Genomic DNA, 15,400 nt, shown 5'->3' on the forward strand with positions numbered 1-15,400 from the left:
GCCGGGCTGCGACGGAGACGTCTCCGACCTCCAGGGCGAGGTGTACGTCGACGGGACGCGCGGCGTCAGCAACGGCGCCGCGCTGCACAGCGCCGTCTACGTGGTCGGCGCCAACCACAACTTCTTCAACAGCGAGTGGACGCCGGGCACGTCCGAGGCGCCCTCCTGGGACGACTTCGGGGAGGCCGAGGAGCAGCGGGACCCGGTGTGCTCGACGGGTACCGCCACCCGGCTCACCGCCGACCAGCAGCACAAGGCCGGCGCCACCTACATCGCCGCCGCGGCCCGGCTGTTCGTCGGCGGGGACGACAAGGTGCGTCCGCTGCTCGACGGCACGGGCAGGCGGGCCCCCTCCGCCGACCCCGCCCGGGTCCTGACCCACGCGGTCGGCGCGCGCCGGGGGGCCGGCCTCCTGCCGGACGGCCCGGTGAAGGTGACCGGCGCCCGGCTGTGCTCGGCCGTCGACCCCGACCCGGCCGTCGCCTGCCTGGACCGCGAGGCCGCCGGGTCCTCGCCGCACTTCGCGTGGTGGGAGACGGGACGGGAGACCGGCCGCCGCGCGGTCGCGCTGAAGTGGTCGTCTCCGGGTGCCGCGGCCCGCGTCAGCCCGGCGAAGCCGCTCTCGCTCTCCGGATCCAAGGATCTGGCGCTGCGCGTCTTCGTACCGCCGAACACGACCGGCACGAAGCTCGACGTCTCCGTCACCGACGCCTCCGGACGCCGGGCCACGCTCGGCCGGGTTCAGCTGGACGGGCTGCCGGGCAGCGAGCGCACCGCCTCCCACTGGGCGCGCGAGGTCCGCGTGCCGCTGACCGCCGCGACCCGCGCGAAGCTCGACCTGAAGCACATCAAGTCCCTTGACCTGACCCCGCGTTCGGGCTCCGGCCAGGCCTGGCTGATGGACGCCTGGGGCTGGGCTCCCGGCACCCCTGCGGTGCGGACGGCGGCTCTGCCGCGCGTCGACGTCGGCCGTATGACGGTCAAGGAGGGCGACTCCGGCACCCGCACCTACCGGGTCCCGGTCTCGGTCTCCGGGAAGGGCTCCGGCCAGGTCCGTGTCTACGTCCTCGACCCGGAGACCGGCCTGGGCAAGGACAAGCTGGTCACGGTACGGCCCGGCAGCAACGCCATCGACGTACCGGTCGAGGTGAAGGGCGACACCCGCTTCGCCTACGACGTGAGCCACGACATCGCCGTGAAGGCGGTGCGCGGCGCGGTCGTCGGCTCGCACCGGGGTGGGGTCCTCGCAGAGAACGACGACCCCGAGCCGACGCTCACGGTGACGCCGGTCGCGGACCGGGTGACCGAGGGGCAGCCGCTGACCTGGCGCCTGTCGCTGTCCGAGGCGGCCGACGTGGGTCTGTCGTTCCCCGTGGTGGTGCGTCCCGTCACCGAGGGCGCGGAGCTGTCCACCAAGGACGTCGACCCGCGCTGGCTGGACGAGTTCACCGGAGAGAGCCCCGACCCGGAACGGCCACTGTCCGCGCTCGACCTCTGGCTGTCGGTGGACGTTCCGGCCGGGAGCACGAGTGTCGACCTGACCGTGCCGACGGTGACCGACCAGGTGGCCGAGTCGGCCGAATCGGTGCGGCTGGAGCTGACCGACTGGGAGGGCGAGCCGCAGCCCGGCACGCCGCCCATGACGGGCACGGTGCTGGACGCGTCGTGACCCGGCGCGGGTGAGGGTGAGGGGCACGGGCCGTGACGGCCCGTGCCCCTCCTGTCACAGCGTGATCCGGATCCCGACCGTCCCGTCCAGGCCCCGCCGCAACCGGCTGCCGAGGAGCGTGAGGCGACCGGTGAGGCCGTACTTGCGGGCGATCAGCGTGCGGTAGCGGGCGGTGGTCTCCGGGTCGCAGATCTCGGCGGTGGCCGGTATCTGCTTGCCGGTCGGCCGCCCGCGCAGGTCGCAGGGGCCGACGAGGACGTCGCCGCGGGCCCGGATCCGCTTCACCTTCCAGGAGTCGGCGGCCGTCCAGGCCCCGAGCGTGTCCCCGTCGCGCACCACCCACACGGGGGTGGCGACGGGGTTTCCGTTCTTCCGGTAGCTGGTGATCAGCAGGTACTTGCCCGCTGCCAGCGTGTCGAGCGCCGTTGCGTCCATGTCAGGCAGTCTAGGCAGTGCGCCCCTGGTCGCCGCCTGGGCGGACGCGGCTCGTACTCCGGCCGGATCCGCCGCATGCAGCCGGTGTCGTCGCGGCGGCGCGCGGTGCCTCGGAAACCGGCCCCGGACACGGCGACGCCGCCCGCTCCGGCGGTGAACCGGAGGGGCCGCAGCACATGTCCCAGCTGGTCAGCGCAGCGCCGCCGCCATCCGGCGCACCCCTTCCGTCAGGATCTCCGGCGAGGTCGCCAGGTTCAGCCGTACGTGACCTGCCCCGCCCGTACCGAAATCGGGCCCGGCACTGAGGGCCACCCGGCCGCGCTCCAGGAAGACCCGGGCCGGGTCGTCACCGAGGCCCAGTGCGCGGCAGTCCAGCCAGGCCAGGTAGGTGGCCCCGCCGGGTCGGTGCACGACACCGGGCAGGTGTTCGGCCAGCAGGTCGGCGAGCAGGCGGCGGTTGCTGTCGAGGCCGGTCAGCAGGGCGTCCAGCCAGGGCGTTCCGTCGCGCAGGGCCGCGGTGTGGGCGAGGACGCCGACATGGCTGGGGCCGTGGCCGACCTCCTCGGGCAGCAGGGCCAGGTCGGCGGCTGCCGCGGGGCCCGCGACGGCGAGAGCGGCCTTGAGGCCGGCCAGGTTCCACGCCTTCGACGCCGACATCAGCGACAGGCCGCTGTCCGCGCCGGGGACGCTGAGGTAGGGCACGAAGTCGACACCGCCGGCCGTGAGAGGCGCGTGGATCTCGTCGGCGACCACGCGCACGCCGTACCGGTCGGCGAGGTCCGCCACGGCGGCGAGTTCCCCGGCGGTGTGCACGGTGCCGGTCGGGTTGTGCGGGCTGCACAGCAGGTGCGCGGCACGCCCGCCGCCCGCGACGGCCCGCCGGTAGGCCTCCTCCAGCACTCCGAGGTCGAGGCGTCCGTCCGGGCCGAGCGGCGCCTCGGCGATCCGGCGGTCCATGTGGGCGATGAACTGGAAGAACGGCGGATACACCGGCGGGTTCACGACGACCCGGTCACCGGGCCCGGTCACCAGCTTGAGCATCTCGACGACGCCCAGCATCACGTCGGGCACGATCGCGGTCCGCTCCACCGCGAGCCCGGCCCAGCCCCACCGCTTCGCGGCGAACGCCGACAGCGCCTGGGCGTAGGCGGTGCCCGCCGGGTAGCCCGTGTCGCCGAGCGCCAGCGCGTCGGTGACCGCGCGGACGACGGGCTCGGCGAGCGGCACGTCCATCTCCGCGACCCACAACGGCAGCACGTCCTCGGGATAGGTGCGCCACTTCATGCTCGTACGACATCGGAGGCGGTCGAGGGTCAGGGCGTGGAGGGGATTCGGTTCGCCGGACGGTTCGTGCGGGATCCTGGTCATGGGCACAAGATAGGGGGCTGTGGTGTGACCTGGGATCCCATGAACGGGACCTCCGTGGCGGACGGGGCGCGCGTCGCGGAAGTCGCCTGTGACGAGTCGGGGTCGGACGGGGAGAACCTCACCGGCGGCAACACGCTCGTGTTCGCGCACGCCAGTGTGCGGCTGCCGGTGGAAACGGCCGCCGCACACGTTCAGGAGATCCGTGATCGCATCCGTTCGCCGGCCGTGGAATACAAGGCGAACCATCTGCTGCGGGAGAAACACCGGGCCGTTCTGGAATGGCTGCTCTCGCCCGAGGGGCCGCTGCACGGGCACGCCCATGTGCATCTCGTGGAGAAGGCGTTCTTCGTCGTGGACCGGGCCGTCGACCTGCTGCTCGACGACCCGGATGCGGCCCTGGCGCTTTTCCGCCAGGGCCGGCCGACTTTCGGGGACGCGGAATGGCGGGAATTCCTGACGGCGGCCAACCGACTGCTGCGGGTCCGCCACGCGGGGGACGCCCGGGCACCCGTCGAGGACTTCTTCCGTACGGTCGACCGGCTGCGCCGGGCGCATTCCGGATCGGAGCCGGCGGGGATTCTGGAGCGGCTCGCGGCGGCCCGTTCCCAGGCGCTTTCCTACCGTGCGGAAATCGACGGCGGGCCGGCCCCGCTCGTTCCGGTGCTCAATCCGCTCCTGCCGTCCGTCGTGCGCACGGCCGCGCACTGGAGCGCCGGCGGACGTCCCGTCCTGCTCGCGCACGACCGGCAGAACATGCTCACCCCCGACCGCATCGCCTGGATCGAGGACACGGCGCGCCGGCAGGGCGTCGCGCTCGTCGGCGTGCGCCTGGTCGTCGCGCGGGAGGACGCCCGTGTCCAGCTCGCCGACTTCCTCGCCGGAATCGCCCGCAAGATCGCCTCCGACGAGCTGAACGGCCACGGCGAACCGGCGCTCACCGCGCTGCTGCGCCCGTACACCGGCCCGCGGGCGGTCTGGGGCGACGAGCCCAGCTGGGCCCGGCTCGGACCGGTGGCCGAAGCGGGGGACTGCCGCACGGAGCTCAACTCGGCGGTTTAGATTGCTCCTTGACCAGAACCACCACGCACCAGTGAAAAACCGGGGAGCTGATCCGTGACCGAGAACCCGCCGGCGGTGGACGAGGCGGCGCAGTCGCTGCGCGACCGCATCAACACCACCCAGCCGCACACCGCCCGCATCTGGAACTACTGGCTCGGCGGCAAGGACAACTACGAGGTCGACCGCGCGGCCGGCGACCAGATCCGTCAGCTCCACCCCGGCATCGGCGAGTACGCCCGCGCCGACCGCCTCTTCCTGGGCCGTGCCGTGCGCCACCTGGTGGCCGACACCGGGATACGCCAGTTCCTCGACATAGGCACCGGCCTGCCCACCGCGGACAACACCCACGAGGTCGCCCAGCGGACCGCCCCGGACTCCCGGATCGTCTACGTCGACAACGACCCGCTGGTCCTTGCGCACGCCCGTGCCCTGCTCACCAGCACCCCCGAGGGCCGTACCGACTACCTCGACGAGGACCTGCGCAACGTCGACGCGATCCTCGAGCACGCCGCGAAGACCCTGGACTTCAGCCGGCCGGTCGCGCTGATACTGCTCGGCGTGGTCATCTTCATCGGCGACGACGAGGACCCGTACGGCCTGGTGCGCCGCCTGGTCGACGAACTGCCCTCGGGCAGCCACCTGGTGCTGTCGCACACCATCACCTCCCCGGCGATGCCGGACGTGGACGAGGCCGTGAAGTTCTGGAACGAGCACGGCACGCCGAAGCTCACCCAGCGCACCCCCGAGGACGTGGCCCGCTTCTTCGACGGCCTGGACCTGCTGGAGCCGGGCGTGGTGTCCTGCTCGCGCTGGCGTCCGGAGGGGACCGGCGGCGCGGAACCGGAGGAGGTCGCCATGTTCGGCGGGGTGGCCCGCAAGGCGTGAGGCGATCACTCCCGGAGTGAACACGGCGGGGTCCCGGCACGTAACAGAGTAAGGGCGCTCAACGACCGGAGTGCCCCGCGGTGTTGGGACCGCTCGTTCGGGGTTTTTCGGGAGCCATGCATGAGGCACGTACGACGACGGACCGTCCGGCGAGTGACACGGCTGGCGGCCGTCGGCGGACTCCTCCTGGGAGGCGTCATGGTCACGCAGGCGGCCATGGCGAGCGAGACGCCCGCCACGTCGACGGTGCGCAACGACGCGGCGCAGTCCGTCGCGGGCACCGGGGTGAACCTGGTGAAGAAGCTCGGCACCTCCCGGACGGCGGGCACCTGGATCGGCTCCGACGGGCGTCCGGTCGTCGCCGTCACGGACGAGAACACCGCCGCGACGGTCCGGGCGGCGGGCGCCGAGGCGAAGGTCGTCGGGCACAGCATGAACGAGCTGAAGTCCGCGACGGCGACACTGCGTTCGGCGCCCAGGATCCCCGGGACCGCGTGGGTGATGGACTACAAGTCCAACCAGATCGTCGTACGGGGCGACAGCACCGTGTCGGCCTCCGAGTGGTCCGGTCTGACGAAGGTCGCGTCGGGCATCGGCAGTTTCGTCCGCATGGAGCGCACCTCCGGCACCTTCACCACCCGCCTCAACGGCGCCCAGCCCATCCTGTCGACGGGCGGGCGCTGTTCGGCGGGCTTCAACGTGACCAACGGGTCGAGCGACTTCATCCTCACCGCCGGGCACTGCGGCCCCACCGGCTCCGCCTGGTTCGCGGACAACCAGGGCAACCGGCAGGTGGGCCAGACGGTCAACTCCACGTTCCCCGGGGCCGACTTCTCCCTGGTGGAGTACACGAGCAAGGACGCCGGCCAGGGGGCCGACATCGTGGCCATCGGCGACGGCAACGGCGTGCGGATCACGGGCGTGGGCGACGCGGCCGTCGGCCAGCGGGTGTTCCGCAGCGGCAGCACGACCGGGCTGCGCGACGGCGAGGTCACGGGGCTCGACGCGACGGTCAACTATCCGGAGGGCACCGTCTCCGGGCTGATCGAGACGAACGTGTGCGCCGAGTCCGGCGACAGCGGCGGCCCGATGTTCTCCGAGGGCATCGCGCTCGGCATCACCTCGGGCGGCAGCGGCGACTGTACGTCGGGCGGTACGACGTACTTCCAGCCGGTGACGAAGGCGCTGGCCCAGCTCGGGGTGCAGCTGATCGTGGCCGCGCCGTCGGACGTCGCGCAGAACGGCGCCTCGCCCGCGCCGTCCGGCGGCGCCCAGCCGTCGTCCTCGCCGTCGGGGGCCACGGTCGCCCCGGGTTCGGCCGTCCCGGGGTCGACGACTCCGGTGACGGGCGGCGTGGACGGCTCCACCCTGGTCTCCCGGCTCACCGACCCCCGCAACGTCGGCCCCGGTCTGCTGGTGATCGCGGGCAGCCTGGTGGCGCTCGCCGCGACCAGGTACATCCGGGCGGAGCAGGACCGCAAGGCGTACCAGCGGTACTACTCGGCGACCTGGGGGTGAGGCGTCGTACGGCGGTGGCGGCGTCACCCGACCGCCAGCAGCACGGTGGCCGCCGCCGCACCCACCAGTCCCACCGTCTGCCCTGCGGTGACCCGCTCGTGCAGCAGGGCCAGTCCCAGGACGACGGGGAGCGCCGGGTAGAGGGAGGCGATGACCACGGCGACGGCCAGCAGCTCGCGCTGGGCGGCGAGTTGGTAGAGGGCGAGCCCCAGGGCCGCCCCGGCGCCGACCGCGAGGGCCGCCACGCCGAGTGCCGCGTCGGCCGTCGCGCACGGCGGACGGCGCCCGGCAGCAGGACGGCGACGGCGGCCACCGCGGCCACCCGCCCGGCCGCGAGCGGCCAGAGCCCGCTCGTCGGCCCCGCCTGTCCGAGCGCGAGGTACTGCACGGCGACGCCCGCGCTGGCGAGGAGCCCGTCGCGCGCTCCGCCGCAAGAAGGGCGGCCGCCGCGGCGAGCAGCAGGCCGCCGATCTGGCCGAGGACGGTGACGGTGGCGAAGTGGGTGCGGCGGGAGAGGATGCCGCCGCAGAAGTCGACGAGGCCGTAGAGGACGGCCGAGGTCAGTGCGAGAAGGGCACCCATGTGGTGGGGGGTGCCCCGGGACGGAGCTCCGATGCTGGTCGGCCCCGCGGGCGGGCGGCTGTCAGGCCGCCCCGACCGGATGCGGGGCCGCGGCGGCCCACTCCAGGACGAGCCGCTGGTACTCCTCGCGCTGCTCGACGCTCAGTGTCCCGCCCGACCGGAGCCACAGGGCCCGGATCTCCTCGTTGACCTCTTCGGCCGATCGCTCGGACAGGGGTTCAACAGTGGTGGACATGGTGTGAATCTTACGGTGTCGGAGGTGAAGGCAACGTGAGTAATACCCTAGTTGAACGGACAAAACGGACGTGTTACTGATCACGTCCGTCTGCCCGCTCACCTGCCGTTCGTTCCCCGTCAGGTCCCCGGCTTGCGGCCGTACACGAAGACGTCGTCGCCGGTCTTCAGCAGCGACCAGTACTTCTTCGCGGCGGTCTTGGTCATGTTGACGCAGCCGTGCGAGCCGGGCGGGTTCCACATGCTGAGGCCGACCGAGTGGAAGGCCTGCCCGCCGTCGAAGAACTGGCTGTAGGGCATGGGCACGTTGTAGATGCTCGACACGTGGTTGATGTTCCGCCAGTAGATCTTCTTCAGACCGGTGCGGGTCTCGTAGCCGTTGCGGCCGGTGCGGACCGGGACGGGCCCGTAGACGAGCCTGCTGCCGTCCTGGATCCAGCTGATCTGGAGGGTGAGGTTGACGCAGGCGATGCGGCCCTTGTTGGTCGGGCACCTGCCGTCCTTGTTGGGCTTGTTGCCCACCGCCTTCTGCTTGTTCATGAGATCCATCACGCCCCAGGTGACAGGCCCCGCGTAGCCGATGTTCGGCGTGATGCCGTGCTTGTTCTGGAAGGCCCGGATGGCCTTGCAGTCGGCGGCCGACTGCCTGCCGTCGACGGGCCGGCCGAGGAACTTCTCCACCTGCTTCTGGTACGGCCCCGTCGCCGTCGTGCAACTCGCGGCCTGCGCGGGTGCCGCGCCCAGCGCGAGTGTCAACGGCGCGACGAGCCCCGTGACGCCGAGCAGGACGGCTCCTCGTCTGCGTATGTCCCCCATGTCTGCCCTCTCCCTGGCACGCTCGTGAAGGTCTCGTCCCAATAGACAGGCGGGCGGGGGCGTCGGTTGTAGTACTGGTCGAGCTGTGACGAAACGGTGAACTTCCGGTCCGTCAGGTCACTTCGGCGCTGTCGGGCGGGCCGCCGAGTACGGGACCTCACCGGTATCCCGTCGTGTCCGCCGGTTTGCCCGCGTCCTGGACCTCGACGAGGTAGCGCCAGGCGTCGGGGCGGCTGCCGTCGAGGTCGGTGAAGCCGTAGACCGGGGCGAGGCCGCCGCTGGAGAGGGATCGGCCGTTCCAGCGGGAGACGTCGGGGTCGGCGGCCAGCGCGGCGACGGCGCGGCCGACGTAGCGGGGTGTCTCGGAGATGGCGAAGTGGGGGACGCGGTCGAGGGCGTCGCGCCAGTTGTCCTCGGTCACGCCGAAGGCGTCGAGCATGATCTCCGAGCGCAGCCAGCCGGGGGTGAGGGCGACGGCGGTGGCGCCGCGCGGGCCGAGTTCGTGGCCGAGGGAGTACGCCATGCGCAGGACGGACGCCTTGGCGAGGTCGTAGAAGAAGGAGTTCCGGTAGTTGTCCCGGTTGTAGTCGGCGGTGCCGTCGGTCATCTCGACGACCAGTCCGCCGGGGTGGCGCACAAGGAGCGGCAGGGCGTGGTGGCTGGTGATCGCGTGTGTCTCGACCGCGAGCCGCAGCAGCCGCAGCCCCTTGTCGAGGTCGTGCTCCCAGACGGGGGTGTCCCACTCGAAGAGGTGCTCGCCGCCCCAGATGTCGTTGACCAGGACGTCGAGCCGGCCCTGTTCGTCGGCGATCCGGTCGACGAGGGTGCGGACCTGAGCGGGGTCGAGGTGGTCGGTGGGTACGGCGATCCCGTGGCCGCCGGCGTCGGTGACCAGGTCGGCGGTGTCCTCGATCGTCTCGGGGCGGTCGTACTCGGAGCGGCGGGCGCGAGTGGTGCGGCCGGTGACGTAGACGGTGGCGCCGGCCGCCCCCAGTTCCACGGCGATGCCCCGTCCCGCACCCCGCGTCGCCCCGGCGACCAGCGCGACCTTGCCCTTCAGTGGACCCGGCATGTCCGACCTCCTGTGTGTGTTCCGTCGATGCGTCATCGAGGATCGCGCGGAAGCCGGACACCTTCTGTCGCCTTTTCCGGCGGGGTCACCCGGGTGACCCCGCCGCTGCGGCTCCGGGCCGGTGCGGTCCGGAAAGGGCTGCCTAGTGGCCCCGCGCGATCCACTCCTCCAGGTGGGGTGCCTCCGCGCCGATGGTGGTCGTGTCGCCGTGGCCGGTGAGGACCTTCGTCTCGGGCGGGAGGGTGAGGAGCCGGTCGCGGATCGAGGTGATGATCGTCGGGAAGTGGGAGTAGGAACGGCCGGTGGCTCCGGGGCCGCCCTGGAAGAGGGTGTCGCCGGTGAAGAGCGCGCCGAGTCCGGGGTCGTACAGGCAGACCGCGCCGGGCGCGTGCCCGGGCGTGTGCAGGACGGTGAGGTCGGCGCCGGCGGCCTCGATGACCTGGCCGTCGGCCAGATGGGCGTCGGGCTCGCGGCCGGGGTGGGTCAGCTTCCACAGCGGCAGGTCGTCGGGGTGCAGCCAGATCGTCGCGCCCGTCAGGTCCGCGAGGGCGGGAGCGGCGCCGATGTGGTCGTTGTGGGCGTGGGTGCACACGATGGCCGTCAGCCGGCGGTCCCCGACGGCGGCGGCGATGGCCTCGGCGTCATGGGCGGCGTCGATGACGATCACCTCGTGGTCGTCGCCGACGATCCAGACGTTGTTGTCGACGTCCCAGGTGCCGCCGTCGAGGCTGAACTGGCCGGAGGTGACGAGGCGTTCGATGCGCGCGGTCATCACAGCACCACCACCGAGCGCAGGACGTCGCCGTGGTGCATCCGCTCGAACGCCTTCTCCACCTCGTCGAGCTGGATGGTCTCGGTCACGAACGCCCCCAGATCCAGGCGGCCCTGCAGATGCAGGTCGATCAGCATCGGGAAGTCACGGGAGGGCAGGCAGTCGCCGTACCAGGACGACTTCAGCGCCCCACCGCGCCCGAACACGTCCAGCAGCGGCAGCTCCAGCTTCATCTCCGGTGTGGGGACGCCGACGAGGACGACCGTGCCCGCCAGGTCACGGGCGTAGAACGCCTGCTTGTACGTCTCCGGACGGCCGACCGCCTCGATGACCACGTCGGCGCCGAAGCCGCCGGTCAGCTCGCGGATCGCCTCCACCGGGTCGGTGTCCTTGGAGTTGACCGTGTGGGTGGCCCCCATGGCCCGCGCCTTGTCCAGCTTGCGGTCGTCGATGTCCACGGCGATGATCCTCGCCGCGCCCGCCAGCCGCGACCCGGCGATCGCCGCGTCCCCCACCCCGCCGCAGCCGATCACGGCGACCGTGTCACCCCGCCCGACGTTCCCGGTGTTGATCGCCGCGCCGATCCCCGCCATCACACCACAGCCCAGCAGCCCGGCCACCGCCGCCGACACCGACGGATCGACCTTCGTGCACTGCCCCGCCGCCACCAGCGTCTTCTCCGCGAACGCCCCGATCCCCAGCGCCGGCGACAGCTCGGTGCCGTCGGTCAGGGTCATCCGCTGCCGGGCGTTGTGCGTGTCGAAGCAGTACCAGGGCCGGCCGCGCAGACAGGCCCGGCACTGCCCGCACACCGCCCGCCAGTTCAGGATCACGAAATCACCCGGCTGGACGTCGGTGACGCCGTCACCGACCGACTCCACCACGCCGGCCGCCTCGTGCCCGAGCAGGAAGGGGAACTCGTCGTTGATCCCGCCCTGCTTGTAGTGCAGGTCCGTATGACACACCCCGCAGGCCTGGACCTTCACCACGGCCTCCCCCGGGCCCGGATCCGGCACCACGATCGTCTCCACCCGCACCGGCTCGTCCTTGCCCGGTGCGATCACTCCGCGCACTTCCTGCGCCATGGTGCTGCCCTTTCGTCGGCGGCCATCTGTCCCTGTGCCGACCCTACGCGCGACTGATCGGTAACGGCACACAACAAGGCAGGTCATCGCCCGGAACGCCTGCTTCCGGCCACGAGCCGGGCACGTCGACGTAGCCTGAACGCTCCACCCGAACGCCCCCCATGAGGAGCCCCGTGAGCAACGCGGAGACGGCCGCCGTCCCACCCCCCTGGCGCCTTCTGCTCGGCTATGTACGACCCCACCGCCGGGCGCTGCTCGCGGGGGCGCTGCTCTCCTTGGTCACCGGCGGCACGGGACTGCTGCTGCCGCTGGTGGCGCGGGGGTTGATCGAGGACCTGGCCGAGGACCGCGCCATCACGGGCGCGTTGCTCGCCCTGTCGGCGTTGGTCATCGCCAACGCGGCGGTGGGCGCGCTGGGTTCGTACGTGTTGCGGCGTACGGCCGAGTCGGTGGTGCTCGGGGCGCGGCGCGCGCTGTCGTCGTATCTGCTGCGGCTGCGGATCGCGGCGGTGGACCGCAGCGAGCCCGGTGACCTGATGGCGCGCATCACCTCGGACACGACCCTGCTGCGGGAGGTCACCACCGACTCGCTGGTCGGCCTGGGCACCGGCGGGCTCACGCTCGTGGCGACGGTGGTGCTGATGGGGGTGGTCGACCCGGTGCTGCTCGGGGTGACCCTGGCGGTGATCCTGGGCGCGGGCACGGTCCTCGGGGTGATCGTGCCGCGCATCAACCGGGCCAGTCGCCAGGCGCAGGACGCGGTGGGGGTGATGGGGGCCTCCCTGGAGCGGGTGCTGGGCGCGCTGCGCACGGTGAAGGCGTCGGGCGCCGAGGACCGTGAGGAGCGGGCGCTGCACGCGGCGGCCGAGGAGTCGTGGCGGCAGAGCGTACGGGCCGCCAAGTGGTCGGCGGCCGCGGGCAACACGGCCGGCCTGGCGATGCAGACCGCGTTCATCACGGTGCTGGCGGTGGGCGGGGCGCGGGTCGCGACCGGTGCGATCGACATCGCGACGCTGGTGGCGTTCCTGCTGTACGTCTTCTATCTGATGTCGCCGATCCAGCAGGTCATCGGGGCGGTCATCCAGTACCAGACGGGCTCCGCCGCCCTCAGCCGTATCCAGGAGGCGCTCGGGCTGCCCGCCGAACCGGCCGCCCGGACGGCGCCGCTGCCGTCGTCCGCCGCCGCACCCGCCTCGCTCGCCTTCAGCGACGTCCGCTTCCGGTACGCCGACGACCTGCCGTACGTCCATCACGGCGTGACCTTCGAGGTCCCGGCCCGGGGCATGACCGCGTTCGTCGGCCCGTCCGGCGCCGGCAAGACGACGGTGTTCTCCCTCATCGAGCGGTTCTACGACCCCGAGTCCGGCACGATCACCCTGGACGGCCGTGCCCTCACCGACTGGGAGCTGCCCCGGCTGCGGGCCGCCATCGGCTACGTCGAGCAGGACGCCCCCGTGCTGTCGGGCACCCTGCGCGACAACCTGCTGCTGGGCAACCCGGAGGCCGACGACGACACCGTGCGGCGCGTGCTGAAGACGACCCGGCTCGACGACCTGGTGGCCCGGTTGCCCCAGGGCCTGGACACGTTGGTCGGGCACCGTGGGACCAAGCTGTCCGGCGGGGAGCGCCAGCGCGTGGCCATCGCCCGTGCCCTGCTGCGCGGCCCCCGCCTGCTGCTGCTCGACGAGGCGACCTCCCAGCTGGACGCGGTGAACGAGGCGGCTCTGCGCGACACCGTCGCCGACGTCGCCCGGACGACCACCGTCCTGTGCGTCGCCCACCGTCTGTCGACGGTCACCTCGGCCGACCGGATCGTCGTCATGGACGCGGGCCGGGTCCGCGCGGTGGGCACGCACCGTGAGCTGGTGGCGGCCGATCCGCTGTACGCGGAGCTGGCGGCGACCCAGTTCCTCGCGACGGCCGAGTGAGGGCGAAGGTGGTGCCGCGCGGTGACAGTCGCGGCGGCCGGCTGCGCTTGCCGAGCCCGGTGGGGCGGAGGAGCCTCGAAGTGAGGGCCCTGCGGGCCCGTCCCCCTCGGTCCGCTGCCCTTCGAGGAGGTCACCATGGGCACTGCGGCAGGCTCCGCCTTCGACACCGAGACACTGCGCAGAGGCATAGAAGGACACACGTCGGCAGCGCTGCTGTCGCTGTACGCCGAGGACGCGGAGCTGCGCGTCGTCGACCACAACACCCAGCCCAGCCATCCCAGGGTGCTGCACGGCCGTGACGAGATCGCCGAGATGCTCGACGACGTCTACGGCCGTGACATGACGCACCAGTTGCAGGACTGCGTCGTACAGGGAGATCGCGCCGCCTTCAGCGAGTCCTGCGAGTACCCGGACGGGGTGCGCGTACTGGCCGAGTCGATGGTCACGCTGCGCGACGGCAAGATCGTCGAACAGACGATGATCCAGGCCTGGGACGAGTAGGCAGGAGGTTCACCCGGGCGCCGGGGCGGGCGCGTCCGGCTCGGCCTCGGCGGCCAGGACCAGCTTGCGCAGCAGGTCGGCGAGGGTGCGCCGCTCCGCCGCGGACAGCGTGGAGAGCAGGGCGGTCTCGCCGGCCTCCTCCGTCGCCGCGTGCCGCTCGAACGCGGCGTGCCCGGCTTCGGTGAGCCGCACCCGCACGCGCCGCCGGTCACCGGTCTCGTGGGTACGGCTGACCAGGCCCGCCTCCTCGATGGGGCCGAGCCGCGCCGACAGCGCGCCGCGGGTGAGCCCGAGCAGGTCGGCGAGGCGCGAGGGGCTGGTCTCGTACGGCGGTCCCTGGCGGCGCAGCATCAGCAGCACCTTGAACCAGGCGTGGGCGAGGCCGTCCGAGTCGAGGGCGTCGCGGCGTGCCTGCTGCGTGTACCGGCCCAGTATCGCCAGCCGCGCGATGATCTCCTCCTTGACCGGGTCCAGCCAGTCCAGTTCCTTCGCCCACACGGCGACGTGCCGGTCGACCGAGTCCCGCATTCGCTGCTCCCCGCAGTGGTTTTCTTGTGGATGGTTTTCGCCATAACTACCGTCCCCGGCATGCCGAACACCACCACTTCCGTAGACGTCGACGAACTCCTTCGCGCAGTACGTGAGTTGAGCCGCGCCGCCCGCTGGGAGACGGCCGGCCGTCTCCTCGCCGCGCTCTCGGTCGCCGAGCCGTCCGCGCGTGCCAATGTCGCGCTGACCGCCGCCGAAGTCGCCCTGGAACAGGACTGGTTCAGCGGCACGGACCGAGCCGCCGAACGCATCGCGGCCGCGGAGGAGGAGGTCCCCCACGGCAGCTGGCAGCTCGGCTTCCTCCGCCTGCGCCACACCTACGCCCGTCTCCTCCTGGTCGACGGCACACTGCGGTTCGGCCCGGCGGGCAAGGACCCCGAGGCACTCGCCACCCTGCGCCGCCGGGCACGGGAACTGCGCGACAGCGCCCCGGACGGTGTCCGGCGCGGCTGGGCCGAGATGTACCTCGGTCTGATCACCGACAACCATCTCGCCGAACGCACCGCCGCCCGCACGCACTACGAGGCGGCCCTCGGCGCCGCCGAGGCGGCCCCGGACGACCTGCTGGCCCGCGAGGCCCTGCGCCACCTCGGCGACCACGCCCACGACACCGGCGACCGCACAGGGGCCCTGGCCCACTGGCGCCGGGCCACCACCCTGGGTGCCCGCGCTGGGACCGTCCCCGGCACCCTGTCCCAGCAACTCCTGCTGGCCGTCCTCGCCCGTGACGCGGACGAGGAGTCGGCCGCCCGGTACCTGGCGACGGAGGTCGCGCACTGGGCGGAGGCGACCGGCGCGCCCCGCCTCGCCGCCCAGGCGACGGCGTTCCTGGCGGGCGCGGATCCGACGGCGCCTTCCCCAGGGAACTGAGGCCCTTCGACCGCCCGCCGGGACGGCGTTCTCCGCTCGGGCGGGCCGTGACGGGCG

15 protein-coding genes and 1 pseudogene are annotated in these 15,400 nt (G+C 72.5%); 7 read left to right on the forward strand and 9 right to left on the reverse strand.

Annotated elements, in window-relative coordinates; all coding sequences use genetic code 11:
• A pseudogene (locus ACPT94_RS31995) lies at positions 1–1,669 on the forward strand (hypothetical protein); the annotation flags it as partial.
• Between the two features lie 54 nt (positions 1,670–1,723).
• Here the strand turns inward: ACPT94_RS31995 and ACPT94_RS32000 are convergent.
• Positions 1,724–2,104 (reverse strand): PPOX class F420-dependent oxidoreductase, encoded by a 381-nt coding sequence (locus ACPT94_RS32000; protein WP_360342676.1) that lies wholly within the window; start codon positions 2,102–2,104, stop codon positions 1,724–1,726.
• Between the two features lie 189 nt (positions 2,105–2,293).
• Positions 2,294–3,472 (reverse strand): MalY/PatB family protein, encoded by a 1,179-nt coding sequence (locus ACPT94_RS32005; RefSeq protein WP_425247410.1) that lies wholly within the window; start codon positions 3,470–3,472, stop codon positions 2,294–2,296.
• A gap of 39 nt (positions 3,473–3,511) precedes the next feature.
• Here ACPT94_RS32005 and ACPT94_RS32010 point away from each other — a divergent pair, with 39 nt between their 5' ends.
• The 3 genes from ACPT94_RS32010 (at position 3,512) to ACPT94_RS32020 (ending at position 6,934) form a co-directional block, all read left to right on the forward strand.
• On the forward strand, positions 3,512–4,531 hold the full coding sequence (locus tag ACPT94_RS32010) for a hypothetical protein (protein ID WP_425247411.1): 1,020 nt from the start codon (positions 3,512–3,514) through the stop codon (positions 4,529–4,531).
• A 54-nt stretch (positions 4,532–4,585) separates the two neighbouring features.
• Positions 4,586–5,416, forward strand: coding sequence for an SAM-dependent methyltransferase (locus ACPT94_RS32015; RefSeq protein ID WP_360342667.1), 831 nt, complete (start codon positions 4,586–4,588; stop codon positions 5,414–5,416).
• 120 nt (positions 5,417–5,536) lie between these two features.
• Entirely contained in the window at positions 5,537–6,934 is a 1,398-nt protein-coding gene (locus ACPT94_RS32020) for a S1 family peptidase (RefSeq protein WP_360342664.1), read from the forward strand.
• Between the two features lie 23 nt (positions 6,935–6,957).
• On the opposite strand, the gene ACPT94_RS32025 is transcribed toward ACPT94_RS32020, so the two are convergent.
• The 6 genes from ACPT94_RS32025 to ACPT94_RS32050 form a co-directional block, all read right to left on the reverse strand.
• Positions 6,958–7,179: a hypothetical protein gene (locus ACPT94_RS32025; protein WP_425247412.1), complete on the reverse strand. Its 222-nt coding sequence runs from the start codon at positions 7,177–7,179 to the stop codon at positions 6,958–6,960.
• Between the two features lie 398 nt (positions 7,180–7,577).
• Positions 7,578–7,751, reverse strand: a complete 174-nt coding sequence (locus tag ACPT94_RS32030) for a hypothetical protein (RefSeq protein ID WP_360342658.1) — start codon at positions 7,749–7,751, stop codon at positions 7,578–7,580.
• Positions 7,752–7,870: 119 nt separating this feature from the next.
• Entirely contained in the window at positions 7,871–8,566 is a 696-nt protein-coding gene (locus ACPT94_RS32035) for a L,D-transpeptidase family protein (RefSeq protein WP_360342655.1), read from the reverse strand.
• 157 nt (positions 8,567–8,723) lie between these two features.
• Complete coding sequence (locus tag ACPT94_RS32040; protein WP_360342652.1) at positions 8,724–9,638, reverse strand: SDR family oxidoreductase; 915 nt, start codon at positions 9,636–9,638, stop codon at positions 8,724–8,726.
• Between the two features lie 142 nt (positions 9,639–9,780).
• Complete coding sequence (locus ACPT94_RS32045) at positions 9,781–10,410, reverse strand: MBL fold metallo-hydrolase (protein WP_360342649.1); 630 nt, start codon at positions 10,408–10,410, stop codon at positions 9,781–9,783.
• The gene (locus ACPT94_RS32050; RefSeq protein WP_425247413.1) at positions 10,410–11,495 is read right to left on the reverse strand and encodes an S-(hydroxymethyl)mycothiol dehydrogenase; all 1,086 of its coding nucleotides are present in this window, start codon (positions 11,493–11,495) and stop codon (positions 10,410–10,412) included. Before ACPT94_RS32050 ends, ACPT94_RS32045 begins: the two co-directional genes overlap by 1 nt.
• Before the next feature lie 161 nt (positions 11,496–11,656).
• Between ACPT94_RS32050 and ACPT94_RS32055 the strand changes: the two genes are divergently transcribed.
• Both ACPT94_RS32055 and ACPT94_RS32060 read left to right on the forward strand, forming a co-directional pair.
• Complete coding sequence (locus ACPT94_RS32055; protein WP_425247414.1) at positions 11,657–13,423, forward strand: ABC transporter ATP-binding protein; 1,767 nt, start codon at positions 11,657–11,659, stop codon at positions 13,421–13,423.
• A gap of 135 nt (positions 13,424–13,558) precedes the next feature.
• A complete protein-coding gene (locus ACPT94_RS32060; RefSeq protein ID WP_360342640.1) occupies positions 13,559–13,924 on the forward strand; it encodes a nuclear transport factor 2 family protein in 366 nt (121 codons plus the stop codon).
• A gap of 9 nt (positions 13,925–13,933) precedes the next feature.
• Here the strand turns inward: ACPT94_RS32060 and ACPT94_RS32065 are convergent, their stop codons facing one another.
• Positions 13,934–14,452, reverse strand: a complete 519-nt coding sequence (locus ACPT94_RS32065) for a MarR family winged helix-turn-helix transcriptional regulator (RefSeq protein ID WP_360342637.1) — start codon at positions 14,450–14,452, stop codon at positions 13,934–13,936.
• Positions 14,453–14,512: 60 nt separating this feature from the next.
• Here ACPT94_RS32065 and ACPT94_RS32070 point away from each other — a divergent pair, with 60 nt between their 5' ends.
• Positions 14,513–15,343 (forward strand): hypothetical protein, encoded by an 831-nt coding sequence (locus ACPT94_RS32070; protein ID WP_425247415.1) that lies wholly within the window; start codon positions 14,513–14,515, stop codon positions 15,341–15,343.
• Positions 15,344–15,400: the final 57 nt, after the last annotated feature.

The organism is Streptomyces aurantiaciflavus, from assembly GCF_049808595.1.
GTDB lineage: Bacteria > Actinomycetota > Actinomycetes > Streptomycetales > Streptomycetaceae > Streptomyces.

What these genes read in the sequence shown, in the direction of transcription:
- ACPT94_RS32030 (WP_360342658.1), bottom strand. Translation starts at nt 7,751, where the DNA reads ATGTCCACCACTGTTGAACCCCTGTCCGAGCGATCGGCCGAAGAGGTC.
- ACPT94_RS32055 (WP_425247414.1), top strand. Translation starts at nt 11,657, where the DNA reads ATGAGGAGCCCCGTGAGCAACGCGGAGACGGCCGCCGTCCCACCCCCC.
- ACPT94_RS32065 (WP_360342637.1), bottom strand. Translation starts at nt 14,452, where the DNA reads ATGCGGGACTCGGTCGACCGGCACGTCGCCGTGTGGGCGAAGGAACTG.
- ACPT94_RS32035 (WP_360342655.1), bottom strand. Translation starts at nt 8,566, where the DNA reads ATGGGGGACATACGCAGACGAGGAGCCGTCCTGCTCGGCGTCACGGGG.
- ACPT94_RS32045 (WP_360342649.1), bottom strand. Translation starts at nt 10,410, where the DNA reads ATGACCGCGCGCATCGAACGCCTCGTCACCTCCGGCCAGTTCAGCCTC.
- ACPT94_RS32020 (WP_360342664.1), top strand. Translation starts at nt 5,537, where the DNA reads ATGAGGCACGTACGACGACGGACCGTCCGGCGAGTGACACGGCTGGCG.
- ACPT94_RS32010 (WP_425247411.1), top strand. Translation starts at nt 3,512, where the DNA reads ATGAACGGGACCTCCGTGGCGGACGGGGCGCGCGTCGCGGAAGTCGCC.
- ACPT94_RS32050 (WP_425247413.1), bottom strand. Translation starts at nt 11,495, where the DNA reads ATGGCGCAGGAAGTGCGCGGAGTGATCGCACCGGGCAAGGACGAGCCG.
- ACPT94_RS32060 (WP_360342640.1), top strand. Translation starts at nt 13,559, where the DNA reads ATGGGCACTGCGGCAGGCTCCGCCTTCGACACCGAGACACTGCGCAGA.
- ACPT94_RS32070 (WP_425247415.1), top strand. Translation starts at nt 14,513, where the DNA reads ATGCCGAACACCACCACTTCCGTAGACGTCGACGAACTCCTTCGCGCA.
- ACPT94_RS32040 (WP_360342652.1), bottom strand. Translation starts at nt 9,638, where the DNA reads ATGCCGGGTCCACTGAAGGGCAAGGTCGCGCTGGTCGCCGGGGCGACG.
- ACPT94_RS32000 (WP_360342676.1), bottom strand. Translation starts at nt 2,104, where the DNA reads ATGGACGCAACGGCGCTCGACACGCTGGCAGCGGGCAAGTACCTGCTG.
- ACPT94_RS32005 (WP_425247410.1), bottom strand. Translation starts at nt 3,472, where the DNA reads ATGACCAGGATCCCGCACGAACCGTCCGGCGAACCGAATCCCCTCCAC.